The following is a 14,902-nucleotide window of genomic DNA, read 5'->3' as shown; positions in this document are numbered from 1 at the left end:
TGGTTTGCTAAAGCCCCCTCACGGGGGCTTTTTCTATTGTGATGCTGTCAGGTGATACACCTGAGCGACTCATAACCCCCAGCGAAGGCCTGCCTCGTTCCAGCAACTGATCTGGTCTCATCGCAGGCGCATTTCGTCCGCAGTACCTATGCAGCCAGATATTTTCCGAATACTGTATGCACATACAGCAATAGGGAATGCCGCCATGACAGGCACCAATCTGCCCGTAATGTCGATCCAAGAGTGGCGGCAGCTACTCAACGACACCGAGGCCCTGCTTCTCGCACCTAAGAAACATCACAGGGAGCTTCTGCATCACGCATATGCGCTACGTGATACGCATGCCGTAGACTCAGGAACCTTGGCTGACATGCTGGAGCTCGCCGACGAAGCATTGATGTACGCCCACTCCGTCCAGGCTGATCAGCAGTGGTAGGCTAAACACAAGCCTTCATGGCATCGCGTCGTGTGGGATCGCTATGGCGAAAAGGAGGGATCGTGAAGAGAGATCTGAGCAAGGTGCTCATGCCCGACCACCCTCTGTACGCCGAGGCTGTGGAAGCTCTGAAGATCTACCATCAAGCCCAGGCTGAAGGGGTAATTGGAGCGGAGCTGGAGCGCCTTCGGTTAATGGCTGAGCATCGTTTTCAGGCTGTCACTGACTACCAGTTGCACGCCCTCGGCGGCCCCGCTGAGAAAGGTCATTAACAGATGGCCTACCCTAAGCAGCAAGGTGCCGAATTTGCATTTTGCCCGCTGCTCAGCGTCGACTTAGAGAAAGGCATGAGGCCCACTGATGCGATACGAGGAAAGGAAGGGGACATCCGACGCCTGATCGAGACCTATGGCTTTATTGAGCCCAAACTCTTCGGCTCTGCCGCTCGAGGCGATGACCACGATGGGAGTGACCTCGATCTGCTCGCCACCATCCCTCCAGAAATGGCTGGCAAGATTTCCTTGTTCGACATCGCCGAGCTCGAGGATGAGCTCCAGGCCTTGGTGGGGGTGCCAGTCGACTTCCACGTCTGCAACAACATGCCCGAGCACCTCAGGCAATCCATTGAGCGTGAGATGGTTACGCTGTAGCTTTGAACATGCTTGCGATGATCCTGGCGTCCAACAGGGCATGGTGAGGCAGTTCGTCCCCATCGTTCGTCGCGGTCAGGGTCGTGGCATCAGTGGGGAAATTCCTGACGTTCTGGGGCCATTTCCCATCGTCATAGGCGAGCTCGCAGAACAGCTCCCAGTCGTAGGCAGGTGCGTCAGTGACAATCTCGAGTTCTTCATCGTAGGTTGCCAGGAACCGCAGGAGCGCCGACCTGGCTTCGATGATTGGCATGGCGTACTCACCACCCCACAACTGCGGCAGTACGATCTCTTTCACGAAATCACTGCATTCTTCTTCTCGCCACGCGTCGATCACTTCCACGTAGAATTCCCTGCGATCTTGGCCAACCAGTGCCAGGGAGATCAGCTTCGCCTGCGCGTTGAGCTGAGTGAACTCACAATCGAGAAAGAGCATCATCTGTTGGAACCTCTGCAATGACTAGGGCCCGCCTGAAACTGTCCCAGGAAGGCTGCCTGTGGGAAATCGCCTTGGCGTATTTCGGCCCCGAAAAGCTGTTGGAAACGATTGTAGATCTGTGGGGCGGTGCGAGCCCTCCCACAAGGCCGACCGTCGAGCACCTGTCGACTGACACGCTACCCGCAGATGTCGTGAATATACTGAAAATTGCCCAGGTGCGAGTTGGGGCCCTCGTTCCAGATCGCGTGCCTGTACCAGGTGTTGTCACGTTGTACGCCCGGCACGCCAACGACCTCTCCGATGGGATCCTGGCAAGACTGCCGAGAGGCGAGCTCACCCGTACCTTGCGGGGATCGCAGTTAGAAGTCGAACTTGGCCTGTGACGTCCACCTGCGGCAGGGAGAAGTGATGTGACGATTGATCATCGGCTGCGGAGGCTGGAGATCGCGAGGCGCAGAGCGCTGTGGGCACTTGCCGATCTACAGCCTGGAGACGCTCGCGCTGAAAAGGTGCTGGCTGAGCTCGACGAGGTTGACCAGGGCCTGCGGGACATCGTGAGTGGTGATCAGCTCTCCGCCCAGGAGCTCGTCGATGTCGTCACCACGAAGCTCCACAGCGGCGTTCAGCTGCTCGTCGAGGACAGCATCCCCGAGCCATGGCTGCAGCGCTTCCAAGCGGCAAGTGTTGGCTCTACCCGCCTGGCAGAGGGGCCCTATCTGCGCGACTTCGAGAAGTTCGTGGCCGTGTGGCACCAGGAGCTTGAGCACCTGAGCGCCCATCGCAGCAAGAGGTCGCGATGAAGAGAACGATCCTGGGTATGGTAGAGGCCGGCGAGCCGCTCTTGCAGCAGGCTCTCCAAGCCGTCCGGGCGCATCAGAAGGCTGTGGATGAAGGGCGACCAGCAGAGGAGATCGAAAGGCTTCGTCTTGAGGCTGACCACCTGTATCAAACCGTCATCGACTACCAGTTGCACAAGGCTGGCACGCTTGGGCAGTCAGTCCATTAGTGGATCGCAGAGGTCTTTGCGTTTGTTGGCAAATTCGCAAGCGGAGCGCGCCGGCCTGAAGGGCCAGAGGCGAGAGGATGGAAGCCCGTAGGGCCAAAACCGGGCGCAGCCGGGGTTCGGTTCACGACAGCTGTCCCCTAGTAGGGGGCGGGGCCATAACTCTCCGTTGAGCGATGTTTTCCGCCTGTTGGAGGAACTCTCACCCATCCATAAAAAAGTTATGGCTCTGGATTTAAGCAGCATTTCTTATACTTTTTATTAGAGCCACATGGGCACGGAGCATTTCGGCTAACGCTCTTCGCCACCCCGTTCCCTGGTATTGCTCTCTGAGAAATGTTGTCTAGTATGTTGTAGGTTTTCATGATTTTTTGAGCAGTCGTTCGCTCATCGCCAGTAAGCGGAACAGATGCATCTATAGCAAAAATTGTCTCAGAGCCCCCTTGATGGCCTTTGGTGTCGGCTCCAAGAACTAAGATTTCTTTAGCTTTCTGGAACTTGTACCGCGCTACACATGCGTATAGCTGCATGTAGGCAGTTCGCTCCTGCCTATATTCATCATAGGAGTTGAATCTATTACTCCAGGGGAAAAATACGAAGACGTACACTCGGCCTGGATTACAGATGGAGTGAGTCGTTCGTGCTGAGCGTGTTCCGCTGGGGACTGTATGGAACTTATCGAATAGGGCAGTTGCAAGGAGACTACTCGACAGAAGGTTTTCCGACGCCAACACCTGCACAGCATTTGCATGCGTTATGAACGGTAAGTTACTTGCTTCGCCTACCTGTGCATCCACAATCCCGTCCGCGAAGCGGGAAATTATATCATTCCATAGCTTTGCTTCTTTTCTTTGTTGATACCTCAAGGCATATATTACCGTTTTCCTGTAATGATCCCATTCTCCTTCGGGTATCACTAGGAAGTTGCCTTTGTTGTGAGGCGGGTTGGTGATTTTTCCGAACCCGTTGCCACCATCCTCTTGGAGATAGCATGCAAGTGTTTCCTCTTCTCCAGCGCTGATCAGAAGATTTTTGTTGCGGATTGCATCTTCTTTAACCTCGAGGTATCGGATGAAGTCTGCAGGTGTGCAAAGCTCTTCTAGGAGAAGTTTTATACCCCCTTCATCTAGCACGTGAACGAAGGTTTTGCTCATGTCTACATCGCCGACGAAGAACGGTTTATCGAGCAACTGTTCTTCATTCGCTCCATAAAAGTAGCCGAGCGAACCACGGCTGCCGGGCCTTATGGCGTCGAAATGCTGCTTGGCATGTTTACCTATTCCTCGGGTTACCGCTACCAAATGTATTTTGAGATCAGGCCTACTCAAGTCAAAAGGGAATGGCTCATCAAGTTTGCTGTTGAGGAAGATCTTGTCTGGGTGATTCCTAATGCAACTTTCTGCTCCATGCAGTTGCTTTGCAGATTCCTTGACTGCGGCTCTGTACCACCGGCTCCAAGCAAGTTTTGGGTCATTCTGCTCTTGGAATTTAACGTGCCCCTTGTCGGAAAATAGTATAACTGTATTATTGAAGTACACGGTGAGGTCGGTAAGCTCTTTTCCTTTTCCTAACGACCGATACAGACTGGGGTAACACCACAGGCTAAAAAATGTATTTGAAGCAATCGTGGCAAGAATCTTCTCGCTTTCATTTACACTCGCTTCCTTGTTGATTGGCTTTAACAATCTGCATATCCTTTCTGCAAGTATTGGCTGTTGTGAGTGTCTAGGTTTTATTGGTGTTCATAATTATCTTGGCCTTTTTCCCTATTGCATGTTCGAGGTAGTAGGCTGCAGAGCTTTGCTGCTCTAAGAGTTGGCTATGCTTTTCCTGGTCACCTACGTGTCTGGATTCTTGGATTTTAGTTTGCAGGTATTTTATTTCTGCCTGGAGCATGGATATGTTTTTATTCATAAGTTCTAGCTGTACGTTCATTTCGACCCCCTTTGTTTTGCCAAGCCACCTACGTCTCGATCTCCAGTGACCGCTGACGTGCTGCGATCTCACGCTTACCGGCCCATTTTTTGTGTAGCGGAGGAGCCCGCTTCGAATGTGGCCGCTGACGTGCTGAAGCGTCAACCTCTCGGCGATGAACGACATCGCCTGGGTGTGGCTCCGATACACCTCGGGCATGTACTGCTGCAGGTACACCGCGAGCGAGTCTTCTTCACCTCGTAGTTGTACACGCGCCAGTAGGCCTCGATGAGATCGTTCCTGCGAAGGTAGTAGCGCCGCAACCAGCCGAGGTTAGGCATCTCGTATTGGAATTTGGCCAAGGTCGGTGCCTCATCCAGCGATGCCTTGAAACCCTCCGTCCAGATCAGGAGCAGCAGCAGGGCTACCCCAACGGCGATCATGAAGGTCTTGTCGTAGATGAACGTAGATCGCTGCTGGCGAAGCCCAGTCCCACATGATCCAGCCGAACAGAAAACGGGCAGCAGGATGAGCGGCATCAGGAGCAGTCCGATAACAGGCCAATCCAGGCGTCAATGATCTCTGGCATCTTCGACCAAACGTTCGGCATCCATGTCCTCTCTGGAGCCTGGCTGAACAGGTTTATTTCGATGGTATCTCAGCGGCTGATGCTCTGGAAATGGAGGCTGAGGCTAAGCCCGAATGGAACGAAAAATGCGGATTGTGCCGACCTATGACAGGCAAATGCCCGAGAATGAACGCCCGCTAGGGCTATGTTTTGCAGGAGAGCTGTTGGTGAGAGGACGTGTTGAATAGCCCATTAGGGCCAGTGATGCTCTAATCTAGCTACTCCACGATAGGTACGATCCTTTGGATACTGCAAGAAAGCTTTAGAGAGTGTTCGGAATCCTGGTAGGTGAGGCAGGACTGTATGTTAACTCCATAACTAATTAGCATTCTTGAAAGAGCATGTTTGTTAGATTCTCTACACACTAGGATCGCTTCCTTAATACCAATGGTACATGCCACCTCGGGAACCATTGCAAAGCCAGCCACGATTTGCGACTCGCTCAATGCCTGGTTTGAGATTCGTTTCGCACCAGAAGGAGAGTCGGCGTAAATACCTTTGTCACTCGTCGAAAGGAGCGTGCAAAAAAATGGGGAGATATCGCTAGAAATCAGCGGGTAAATTATTGTCTTGTCATACTTGAAGTATGTTTTATCTGGGTTGGCTAGTAGCACGTCCTCAGACTGATTAACTGAGAAGCTGTTGATTGTGTCTGCAATCCCCATGTCATCGCAGATGGCTACTAATCTCTTATTGGCTTTTAATTTGTCTATGGCTATCTGCAAGTTAAATGAAATGGTGCCAGTTATCGATTCAATAGCGCTGCCTGGGCTGCCAGGTATATTGGCATGCTGGAAGTATTCGGAGAACTGCCTAGCAACCTGTGAGCCGGGGTAGTGAGTGGTAGCATTAGCCAGGTCGGATATTGCAACCAGCCTGTCTTTAGGAGTAAGAGTCGTGAACAGACTATGGTAGTCACTAATGCTGTAGTGGTGAAAGTCTGGCGCGATAAACGATCTGTACCCATCTTCGATCTGTGGAAGTTCCGAGATTAGCTTGCATTCACTATCCAGGCTCGAATAGCGCAGTGTGTGTTCTTTCCATCTAACGACGATTAGGGGAGCTTGCGCCCCGAGAAGCTGGATCATCGCGGAGAGTTCAGATATGAAGTCCAAGGTGGAGGAAAGGGAACTGGAGGATAAATAGGAGATGCGAGAGTTGATGGCTGTCGATACAGCCTCATAAAAATCCTGGCCATCAAGGGTTCCCATGAGCCCGGAATAACGTGAGTACGCATAGTCGATTTCAGATGCTGCATAGCGAGGAAAAAATCCATCACTGACGCGTTGAATCTGTTGCCTGAGCAATCGCTGCTGGATAGCATGTGTGACGAGTTGTACTTTACCCATACCACCAATTATAAGTTTTTGTGATTTACACCAATCTATTCGATGGCGAAGGTCAGGTGGTATATCTAGTTCATTTATAATTGTTGAACCGCACTTGGCATTCCGTTCAAGCCATTCAATTAGTCGGTAACCATCGTGGAGAGAGTCGGGTGCTAGGGGTTGGAACTGGCGCAGCTTCATAGGGTCTTTAATAACTTGAAGGGACTCCTTTCCATGGACTGCGAAAACTGCCTCAGAATTTCTTACCGAAATCCCCGCTCGTAGCATTGCGCTTAGTGTCAAATGACGTTGTTGTGACTCGGCAATATGGAAGGCTAATTCGCTTAAGTATGGTTCAGGCAAGTACCCCTCGAAGAGAGTAGTCTCACGCTTGGAAAGTGAGCTCAAAAGCTGGGTTTGCAAGGGGGGAGAGAGGCCAAGTAAGGTTGACCTAAGTTTCTTGGGTAATGTCAGGTTAGGGATGTAAAAACTTTTAGAAACAAGCACAGGCCAGAAACAATCCGGGATTGTTGCTGGTAAAACAGATGTCACATTCCTAATGCCGAGTTTGAAACGCCATGTGCAATCGTATGCGCTGCCGACCAATATAGCAGTGTCGGAGCTGCCTGCAGATAAGCGTAGGTTCAGCCGTCGATGGCTGCGTTGGGTTATGCAGTTGACGAGAGTAGTACCGTCAAGGCGATGAGAGATTTCGTTAACTAAGTAGATCGTCATCAGCGAGGTCAATTAGCAAGGAGTTGGTAAAGATCGAGCTTTTCAGCATTTCGAGCTGACGAATTCGAGACCTCAAAAAAGCGTTTTCTTCTCTGACTTTTAGGATATGCGTCTGTACTCTTTTATCCTTTGAGCTGTTGCTGGTTTTGGCCATAGAGGAAATATTGAGCTTGTCTAAGTTCTTGTTTAGCGTCTGCAAGACATTTGCAATCTCAATTGAGCAACGGTCGGGGTAAAAGATTTGGCGGCTGGTGCCGATCTCGTTAGCTAGCCACGTAAGATTCAGCCCATTGCCATGCTTCAAAAAGGGTTGCCCACCGTTGATCTTTTCAACGGCCATTGCCCTTAGTGCTATTGCTCGTTCATTCTTCAGATTCAAGCTGTTCAATTCGTTTATGAGTTCTATTGCGTCCATTTTCCCATCTCAGGTAGGCATCAGTATGCTTCTTGTCAGAGACAAGCTCGGGATCACCAGAGAAGGTTGCGTGATCATAAAGCCTGCCGTTGTCAAATTTCAGATTAGGGTTTGCATTCAAAATATCCTTGAGAAAAAGACAGGTCATCTCGTATTCAAAGTAATACTCTTCACTATGAACTTTAGCTTCGTCGGGTGGATGAGGGGATTGCACAGACTGTTGTTCAGATAACACTTTTTTGTAGATTTCAATTTTCCTGTCGCGCTCTACAACCTGGCTGCGCAGCGCCTTTAGCTCCACCTGAACGTCTTCCACGACGACCTTGGTGCCAGGAACCAAGATGTGTAAATACTGGTTGAGCATCTTTCGATGCTCACCATTTGATTTTCTGAACGTGGAAGGATCTATATCTATAATTTCTCCAAGTTTCTCTGCCAGTCGCGACTTATTCTCGAACGTAGACTCATCTCATATAAGTTGCTTGATGGCGATCTTCAAGCGCCCTAGGGTGGATTTTAATTGTTTCTTTTTCGGATGAGTGTCTTTGGCCGTTACATTCATGCGGCGGCCTCAAGCAATTTGATATGCCTAGACTCAATACTGTCACTGAGTTCACTAAGTGAAATACCCATGGTTGTCATGATGGTCAGGATTTGAGCGGTATACATTTCTCTTGCATCAGGATCGCTCAGCGCCACTTGGAGCAACTCAGGGCTTTTCGCAATTTTCTGGATGAGATGTGGATAGCCATCCCCGGTAAGTTGAGGGAAGAGTGAGCTATCTAAGATCTGAGCGATGACTCGCTGTGCGGGATTGCCCATGTTGATATCATGTTTCACGTAATCTTTGATATCGCGCAACCTGGTGATTAAACCAACATCGTTCTTGGCTGTTTCTAGATGTTTGTTGAGAAGCTGGCTGATGTGAAGATAACTAGCCAGTTCTAGTTTGTTTATAGTCAAATCGTGATGTACATACTCGATTTCCTCGGGGCGAGCGTCACTGGCCTTGAGCTTCTTGAGCTGCTGAATCAGCTGCTCTGACCTACCTGCCAAACGCCTCATAATGCAGCTGATACCAGGCAAATGGTCGACACCAAATACGGCAATGGGGCAGAGCCCGCATACACGCTCACGACCAGTGAAAGCAATCAGCTGTTTGGGGCATTCGCCGTTTTTGACACAGACACACTGAGTGAAAAAAGCTACAGGCTCGTTGGCAGTAGTAGCGATTAATTCTATACCACTAGCCTCCGTCTCTATTATTGCAGACGAAATGCTAATAAAGTTCTGGTCTTTGGCTAACGCTACCCTATTGTTAGCCCATTCCCTTGGAATGACGGATTGAGGATGTGAATTTGCTTCTTTGATACCTTTCAGCCTATTCCAAGCAGATGATGCCACCCTGGAATTTGCAATATCTATCTGCTCCATAAGCTCTTTCGCATTAGGGACTACGTAATAGTTAGTGGTGTATTCATTTTCATGTGCAACCTGTCCTTGGATAATGGAAACCTGTAGGTGCCCATAAATTTTCATGTGCGTGATCCACGTCGCTCTCAATGCATGCGGGGTGTGGATGGCCATGAGCCTGCCATTGGCTGCGGTTTTAACAAAGGTATGATGTCGGTCTTCAGGCACTAAAGAGTTATAGATTTCTTCTACGCCGAGAAGAATTTTTGGCCATACTAATGTGTAGGATGTGTCTGAGAAGGGCAGGCTGTAGCCAACCCAAGGGCTTCGAAATAACGGATAGATAGGCCCATACTCTTTTGGGTCATCATCGTCGTTTTCATAGTAAACAGGAGTAATCGGCTTGGTGAAGATATTGCTTTGAAATTCTTTCTCATCAAGCAGTGACTTCATTACATCAGTCGACACTACTGCGGGGCGTTCCTTCCCACTTTTGTCGGTGTTCACAAACATCATGGTTGATGACAGTACGGATGAGTCTAGGCTAGAAACAAATTGATCAAACGAGTTGATGTCCAACCATTGGCAGTTCTGCATTCTCAAACCCGCATAAAGAGCAATCGAAAGCATTCTGACAACACTCATCCATGGGACTGTAATCAGTTGGTCATTGTTGGTGTAGCGGCCTAAATACCATGAATAAACATTTGCGATTTTAGTTAATGGGATTTCCAGGAACTCATCGATTGATGACTGGATTTTTATGGTGTAACTTAGGTTAAAATCGGAAAGCGTGAGCCAGTCCTTCGATTTAATGTCAGCGATGAAAGTCTCGCTAAATTCTTTATTAAGAATCCTTGTGCGAATTTCAACGCCTATGTCATTGATGGCTTGAATGTAGGACTTGACGATGAGCGTGCTGTCAAGAGGAAGAGGGATTTTGTTGCTGCCACCGCGTGAACCACTACCTGTTCGGTCGATTAAAAGATTGACCGGGTTAGCGAAATCGGCGTCTATTGAACAACCAGGTACTTGATTGAGTAACACCCGGTTGGCTCGGCAGAACTCAAAAAACTCATGAATGTGAACAACGAAAGATGACTTCGTCATGCTGCTATACGCACGGTCGTAAAATTGGCAGGCAGTTATAGGCAACGGTATGTCAGAAGGGATGCCTGCTGCCTTAAATAAATAACTTTGCTTGTCTGATTCGCTGATATTGTTATTCCAAAATAATACTCGCTCAAACTCACATACCGAGGCAGGAAGTCTGATCAATGATTTAGGATTGTATTCCAGCCAAAGTGGTAGGTAGCAAAATAAATAGTCAAGCAGAAAGTTTATATTTTTAATTTTAACTTTTCTCGAAGACGTAGAGTCGCCATTCGTTTTAAGGCGATTTAAAAACATCTCGCTTGCTGCGATCCACTCCTGGCTAGTGTTGTCAATATCTATGTGCTCGCGGGTGTAGTAGTGAGTGCTGCTCAGCCAGTTAAAGTTGTCTAGCGATTTGGGCGCCTTGCGTAGTACCAGTGCAAGTTCTTCAGGGCTGTAAGAGTCAGTTTCTTTGATAAAGTTATCGATGTTTTCTTTGTGCTTTGCTTTTTTGTTGATGGCCTTTTTGACTGCTTTCTGATTTCTGCTAATGTTCCGCCGTTGCCGCTGGCGTTCTACGGTTGTTAAACCTTTGGCTTGTTGTGGTGTGCAGTTATAGTATTCTTTGAACTCATCATAAGTATGAGCGTGGACGTCAGGGGAGTTCTGCGATGATTTTTTGGAATTAAGGTGTTGCTGGTATTTTTCTAAGTAGAATAATTGTTCTTGGGTGATTCGGTTTGGATATTGTGACGAAAATTCTTGCAACCAAGCATGGCGGCGGCAAAAACTGAGTGCAACACCTGACCTTTCCGGTACGGTGCTGCCACTATGTCTTATACCGAACTCAGCGTTGAAGAGCGCGCCACCATTCAAATCGGTCGTACTCAAGGCTTCAGCCTGCGTAGGATTGCCTGCTTGATCAACCGATCCCCTTCGACCATCAGCCGGGAGCTGCGCCGCAATCGAGATGTCTGTGGCGGCTACTCGGCCCACGCGGCCCAGCAGCAGATGCAGGCTCGCCGCCAGGTGTGTCGACCGAAGCGAAAGCTGTTGCCGGGTGGTGAGCGCTTCGAGTTGGTGGCGCATATGCTCCGTGAGCGTTTGTCTCCCGAGCAGATTGCCGGCAAGCTGCGCAGCATGAACATTCCCAGCCTCAGAGATGCCTACGTCTGTCGCGAGACGATCTATAACGCGATCTATGCCCTGCCGGTCGGTGAACTGCGCAAGGAGCTGATCATCTGCCTGCGGCAAAGCAAGACGACACGCCGACCGCGCTCTGGTGGTGTGGATCGGCGCGGCCAGATCCCCGAGATGGTCAGTATTCATGTGCGCCCGCCGGAGATTGAAGACAGGCAGATGCCGGGGCATTGGGAAGGCGACCTCATCAAGGGTAAGGCCAACGCCTCGTCCGTCGGTACGCTGGTGGAACGCACCAGTGGCTACCTGATGCTGGTAAAGATGAACGACGCGACGGCGACTTCGGCGCTGGAAGGCTTCAGCGCCGCGCTCAATGGCATGCCGCTGGAGATGCGAAAGAGCATGACTTACGACCAGGGCCGGGAGATGGCGCGACACGCCGAGATCACCCAAAGAACCGGCGTGGCGATCTACTTCTGCGACCCGCACAGCCCTTGGCAGCGCGGTAGCAACGAAAACATCAATGGCCTGATCCGCCAGTACCTGCCCAAAGGCACAGACCTGTCGGTACACAGCCAGGAAGAACTGAATGCCATCGCACTGCAACTGAACATGCGTCCGCGTAAGCGCTTCGACTTCAAATGCCCAATCGAAGTTATGGGCGAGGTGATGCAGAAGGCCATGGCTATGCGGCATGATGCTCCAGTTTCAATTCAATGACCGTGTTGCACTCAGCTCCTGCAACCGCCCATGATAGCGGAAGTCATTCTCATCATTGTCTTCGATCTTGCTTAAAAAAGGTGCTGCGTCCCATGCCTCTTGGAATGAGACATGCTCAGGAGAATGCCAGTTGGTGCGGTATTGAAAAACCCTGGATGGTTTAACTGTCTGTGGGCTAGCGGTTGCGATTTTGAATACGAAGCCTTTCGTGGTTGTGCTAAGCATCGGGTACTTATGAAAAGCACCCTCTGTTGTGAATGTATATGGAAGAGTCACCTTGCCTTTAATCCAAAGCATTAGGAACATGGCGCGAAATGAAACTCTCAAACCCAATGCGTCTTCAAAAAAAATAGGCGGAAATCCCAGTAGCTTCGTATACAGACTGGAAATCTCAGTGCGTTCGCCTGCTTTTTTGGTGCAGAGCTTGTACATTGTATGCATGTCTTCGTGAGTGAAGTCATAAACAGACTTGATGCTTTCAAGGTTCTGCAAGGCAAAGCGATTTCTGGCCTGGACGTTTTTTGACTTCGGGTCGAGTTTGAAATTGACTCCCATTTCATTGCGGGTCATTTTGGATAAGGCTGATAGGGCCTCTCCCATATCAAGACCGATAGGGGAGTTACCTGTTGTTTCGACTTTTGTTCCGTAATTAATCATGGTTTCATCCGCGACTTAAGTTCGTTTCCTAGTTCAATGTATACTGCTGAGCGAATTTCGTTGATGTCTTGAAAGTCTCCTAGGTACATCTTGTTTCGCTCGGCGATTTCAATTTCGATGATCAAATTCTCTTCCGATATTTTCGCGTAGATAGCCGTCGATTTAATGTCTTTATGGCCCATTAATATTTGGATTTCGGCAAGTTCTAAGCCGATGCTTGGGCGGCCTGGGATGTAAACAAAGTTTCTGGCCCATACGCCATAGAAGTGTCTCAGGCTATGCGATGTATAGATCTGATCTTGGTTGTGATTTGGCCAGAGTTTTTCCTGTGCTTTCCTCAGGGTTCTATTGAAGAGTTTGTTGGTTGTGTTTTGTTTTTGACAGGAAAGTAGTGGTAAGCCATATGTTTTTTTCGTGCTGGATACGAAGAGATATTCACTTGAAGACTTTGGTCTGACTGCCAGGTATTCGGAAAGTGATTCAAAGAAAGTTGTCTTGAAAGGTTCGAATAGCACAAGGGACGCTGTAGTGCGGCCCTTGTAGGCAAGTTTCTTATGAGCTTGTTCAGCACTCGGGTTTCGATGGAAATTCGGATCTTCAATCTTGATGGTTCGAGTAAACTCATCAATGTCTTCAAGCCTTACCGCCCAAAGCTCAGACTGGCGAACTCCTCCTGCTGCCATTAAGGCCGCGCAGCAACGATGCATGGGGTCTTCAATTCCGTTAAGTAAGCTCTGGATTTTGTTGATAGGAAAGTGTTTGGGAAGGTTGTTTCCTGATACTTTCCCGCCCCGAATTCCACCGGCTGCAAGATTGTTGTAGGTGTCTGAGTCTCTGCCGAACTTTAAGGTAGTATTATGGATGCTATCCATTTCAGCTTTTGAACGCTGTCTATCCTCAAGTATAGGGAGCGAGCTTACATGATCAAAGACCTTGTTACCTGTGAGGATTCTCAGCAATCTTGCAGTATCTTTTAGCCTGGCCTGTGCTAAACGTAGGAAGCCATTTACTGGTGCTAAGTAGGTGTTTGCACTAGCATGCGTTACAGGCTTGTGTTCAAGTGATATGGCGGCTTTGCGGATTACATAATCCTGGCTCTCGGCACCCTTTGTTAGAAAGTCGTAGTAAAGGTTTATTGTTTTGAGTGCGGCTTCTTCTTTAAGCGGAGAGGCACCCATGACTCCAGTTTCATAACTGAAATCAAAAAAACGAGCCAAGTTTCTAGTGTATTGCTCAGGCGTATCGCTTGAGAATGTTTGTCTGATTTGGTTGCAGATATAGTCCGAGTGAGTATTAAACGCCTCAATTGGCTCACCTGTGGCTAAGTCGTAGAGTCGAGGGTAGCCGGCAACCACGTAGAGCACGTTCTTCATGCTGCAGTCATCCCGCTAGCGGGAATCGCACCAAGCACCTGGTAGGGGTAGGCTGATGATGCTGTCTCTGCACGCTGGCCTGGTGACGGCTCCAGGCAAGGGGAGGTGAAGGTGTTGTAGGCCTCACGAGGAGCACTCGTGCGGAGATCGGTCGCTGCCACCAGCGAGCAACTCTTGTTGCGGCTGGAGAGCTTCACCTCCTGGTCTGCGGCCTTCACCGGAGCTTTCTTCGCAGCCAACCGAGAGCAGGAAGCGCTTTGGTGTGGATGGTTGAAATTTTCAGGCGGTAAAAAATAATTAAGCATATATTGACGCATTTGTGCAGCTCTGGTATAAAGTCGAGCCGCGCACTATACATGCTTTGCTTTAGCTTCATTATTCCGATTTAGTCTATTTTCTAGGCCGTTTATTCTTTTTTCGTTTTATTTCTTCCCTCTTGATCTCGGGCTTGAGCTGGGCGGCGTTCTTGCGCCTGGTGGATTTGCAGGATTGCGTCGAAGGTGTCTTGGCGTTGTGAGGTTCATATGGTGTGAGTAGGCGAGTTCGCACCACATTGATGAGGGAAGTGGAGGGGTGGTGCTCTGGGGGGGGGCTGCGGATGAGGGTGAGGTGGTGGCGTTGCTCAGGGGGCTGTGGAGGAGGGTGAGGTGGTGGCGTTGCTCAGGGGGCTGTGGAGGAGGGTGGGGTGGTGGCGTTGCTCAGTCGCACCCTTTGGCAAAGCCGTCTTGGTGGGGCATTTCTATGGTCACAGAAATCGAGAGTTTTTGTGAGGTGAGAGGGCTTCAAGGGCGGTTAATCACAAGGTGGGATTCTTGTGATCAAGAGGAAAATTGGAAGTGTTTTTTAGGCTGAAGCCCGCGAATTTTGGGCCTTGGAGATGGAGCGGGTAGAGGGAATCGAACCCTCAACTAAAGCTTGGGAAGCTTTCGTTTTGCCACTAAACTATACCCGCTTTT

At 49.6% G+C, this 14,902-nt stretch carries 16 protein-coding genes and 1 tRNA gene; 6 read left to right on the top strand and 11 right to left on the bottom strand.

Translation table 11 applies throughout. The annotated features are described in order from the left end of the window. Positions 1–205: 205 nt before the first annotated feature. From C3F42_RS10800 to C3F42_RS10790, 3 genes are all read left to right on the top strand, one after another. Positions 206–436 (top strand): hypothetical protein, encoded by a 231-nt coding sequence (locus tag C3F42_RS10800; RefSeq protein ID WP_029887781.1) that lies wholly within the window; start codon positions 206–208, stop codon positions 434–436. Between the two features lie 62 nt (positions 437–498). Then, positions 499–708 carry a hypothetical protein gene (locus C3F42_RS10795; protein ID WP_104444416.1) on the top strand — a complete coding sequence of 70 codons (210 nt, stop codon included), beginning with the start codon at positions 499–501 and terminating at the stop codon, positions 706–708. A gap of 3 nt (positions 709–711) precedes the next feature. Continuing rightward, a complete protein-coding gene (locus tag C3F42_RS10790; RefSeq protein ID WP_247722178.1) occupies positions 712–1,086 on the top strand; it encodes a nucleotidyltransferase family protein in 375 nt (124 codons plus the stop codon). Here C3F42_RS10790 and C3F42_RS10785 read toward each other — a convergent pair. After that, complete coding sequence (locus C3F42_RS10785; protein WP_104445304.1) at positions 1,076–1,525, bottom strand: 3'-5' exoribonuclease; 450 nt, start codon at positions 1,523–1,525, stop codon at positions 1,076–1,078. The genes C3F42_RS10790 and C3F42_RS10785 overlap by 11 nt on opposite strands. A 410-nt stretch (positions 1,526–1,935) precedes the next feature. On the opposite strand from C3F42_RS10785, the gene C3F42_RS10775 reads away from it, so the two are divergent. Both C3F42_RS10775 and C3F42_RS10770 read left to right on the top strand, forming a co-directional pair. Next, the gene (locus tag C3F42_RS10775) at positions 1,936–2,325 is read left to right on the top strand and encodes a hypothetical protein (RefSeq protein ID WP_039612665.1); all 390 of its coding nucleotides are present in this window, start codon (positions 1,936–1,938) and stop codon (positions 2,323–2,325) included. Then, complete coding sequence (locus C3F42_RS10770; protein WP_039612666.1) at positions 2,322–2,531, top strand: hypothetical protein; 210 nt, start codon at positions 2,322–2,324, stop codon at positions 2,529–2,531. The genes C3F42_RS10775 and C3F42_RS10770 overlap by 4 nt, the downstream gene beginning before the upstream one ends. A gap of 218 nt (positions 2,532–2,749) precedes the next feature. Here C3F42_RS10770 and C3F42_RS10765 read toward each other — a convergent pair whose 3' ends face one another. From C3F42_RS10765 to C3F42_RS10740, 6 genes are all read right to left on the bottom strand, one after another. After that, complete coding sequence (locus C3F42_RS10765) at positions 2,750–4,213, bottom strand: YecA family protein (protein ID WP_104444414.1); 1,464 nt, start codon at positions 4,211–4,213, stop codon at positions 2,750–2,752. A 40-nt stretch (positions 4,214–4,253) separates the two neighbouring features. Further along, the gene (locus C3F42_RS29360; RefSeq protein ID WP_158659564.1) at positions 4,254–4,463 is read right to left on the bottom strand and encodes a hypothetical protein; all 210 of its coding nucleotides are present in this window, start codon (positions 4,461–4,463) and stop codon (positions 4,254–4,256) included. Between the two features lie 825 nt (positions 4,464–5,288). Next, positions 5,289–7,133 carry a hypothetical protein gene (locus C3F42_RS29355; protein WP_158659563.1) on the bottom strand — a complete coding sequence of 615 codons (1,845 nt, stop codon included), beginning with the start codon at positions 7,131–7,133 and terminating at the stop codon, positions 5,289–5,291. After that, positions 7,114–7,512, bottom strand: a complete 399-nt coding sequence (locus C3F42_RS10750; RefSeq protein ID WP_158659562.1) for a hypothetical protein — start codon at positions 7,510–7,512, stop codon at positions 7,114–7,116. The genes C3F42_RS29355 and C3F42_RS10750 overlap by 20 nt, the downstream gene beginning before the upstream one ends. Continuing rightward, the gene (locus tag C3F42_RS29350) at positions 7,496–7,912 is read right to left on the bottom strand and encodes a hypothetical protein (RefSeq protein WP_158659561.1); all 417 of its coding nucleotides are present in this window, start codon (positions 7,910–7,912) and stop codon (positions 7,496–7,498) included. Before C3F42_RS29350 ends, C3F42_RS10750 begins: the two co-directional genes overlap by 17 nt. Before the next feature lie 194 nt (positions 7,913–8,106). Then, on the bottom strand, positions 8,107–10,947 hold the full coding sequence (locus tag C3F42_RS10740; RefSeq protein WP_158659560.1) for a hypothetical protein: 2,841 nt from the start codon (positions 10,945–10,947) through the stop codon (positions 8,107–8,109). Here C3F42_RS10740 and C3F42_RS10735 point away from each other — a divergent pair. After that, the gene (locus tag C3F42_RS10735) at positions 10,888–11,916 is read left to right on the top strand and encodes an IS30 family transposase (RefSeq protein WP_100774681.1); all 1,029 of its coding nucleotides are present in this window, start codon (positions 10,888–10,890) and stop codon (positions 11,914–11,916) included. The two genes, C3F42_RS10740 and C3F42_RS10735, sit on opposite strands and share 60 nt — an antisense overlap. On the opposite strand, the gene C3F42_RS10730 is transcribed toward C3F42_RS10735, so the two are convergent. From C3F42_RS10730 to C3F42_RS10720, 4 genes are all read right to left on the bottom strand, one after another. Continuing rightward, complete coding sequence (locus C3F42_RS10730) at positions 11,905–12,573, bottom strand: hypothetical protein (RefSeq protein WP_158659559.1); 669 nt, start codon at positions 12,571–12,573, stop codon at positions 11,905–11,907. The two genes, C3F42_RS10735 and C3F42_RS10730, sit on opposite strands and share 12 nt — an antisense overlap. Next, a complete protein-coding gene (locus C3F42_RS10725; RefSeq protein ID WP_104444408.1) occupies positions 12,570–13,946 on the bottom strand; it encodes a site-specific integrase in 1,377 nt (458 codons plus the stop codon). The genes C3F42_RS10730 and C3F42_RS10725 overlap by 4 nt, the downstream gene beginning before the upstream one ends. Then, positions 13,943–14,263, bottom strand: a complete 321-nt coding sequence (locus C3F42_RS29345) for a hypothetical protein (protein ID WP_158659558.1) — start codon at positions 14,261–14,263, stop codon at positions 13,943–13,945. The genes C3F42_RS10725 and C3F42_RS29345 overlap by 4 nt, the downstream gene beginning before the upstream one ends. Before the next feature lie 561 nt (positions 14,264–14,824). Further along, positions 14,825–14,898, bottom strand: a tRNA-Gly gene (locus tag C3F42_RS10720). Between the last annotated feature and the right edge of the window lie 4 nt (positions 14,899–14,902).

This window comes from Pseudomonas sp. PONIH3, from assembly GCF_002934345.1.
Lineage (GTDB): Bacteria > Pseudomonadota > Gammaproteobacteria > Pseudomonadales > Pseudomonadaceae > Aquipseudomonas > Aquipseudomonas soli.
The sequence above is the reverse complement of the archived record's forward strand: the minus strand, read 5'-3'. Positions and strand labels throughout refer to the sequence as shown.